This window comes from Synechococcus sp. H70.1 (assembly GCF_047502705.1).
Classification (GTDB): domain Bacteria; phylum Cyanobacteriota; class Cyanobacteriia; order Thermostichales; family Thermostichaceae; genus Thermostichus.
Window position 1 is genome coordinate 1 of sequence record NZ_JANSIV010000142.1, and the last position, 582, is coordinate 582.

The window sequence follows — 582 nt, forward strand, 5'->3', positions numbered from 1 at the left end:
CAGCAGGATGTTGGTGAACACGGGTCCAGGGCGGAAGGCGAAGGTGCGTGCGCCCGTTTCGCTCTCCACAAGGATATTCGTGCCCGTGATGTCGGCGGGCATCAGGTCGGGCGTGAACTGGATGCGAGCGAACTCCAGGTGCAGCGCTTGCGCAATCGTGCGCACGAGCAGTGTCTTGCCCAGTCCTGGCACGCCCTCCAGCAGCGCATGCCCACCCGCGCACACGGCGACCAGCGTATTCTCGACGACCTCCTCTTGACCGACCACCACGCGCGCGACCTGCGTTTTCAGCGCGGCGTAGGTCTGGCGGAACCACTCCGCTGCTTGCTTGCCGTTCTCCATCGGTAGCCCCCAGATAGAGGCACGATTCGGTGTAGCCGCGCGTTTTCCTGCTGCTTGTACCAATCGCGTGGTCAGAGTTCGTGAGTTGCCCCCCTCCTTCAGGTCTGATAAGGGTACATCGCTTGAGTTCACTGTGTGCGGGGTTCGCACGCTTTTTCGCCCTCACCCCCAGCCCCTCTCCCACCGGGTGGGAGAGGGGTGTAGGGGCGCACGGCGGTGCGCCCTGTGTTCCCCCCTCGC

Annotated in this window: 1 protein-coding gene; it reads right to left on the reverse strand. The window is 64.4% G+C overall.

Annotated elements, in window-relative coordinates; translation table 11 throughout:
- A partial coding sequence (locus NW827_RS09895) for an AAA family ATPase (RefSeq protein WP_414503635.1) occupies positions 1–342 on the reverse strand: 342 nt, incomplete at its 3' end.
- Between the last annotated feature and the right edge of the window lie 240 nt (positions 343–582).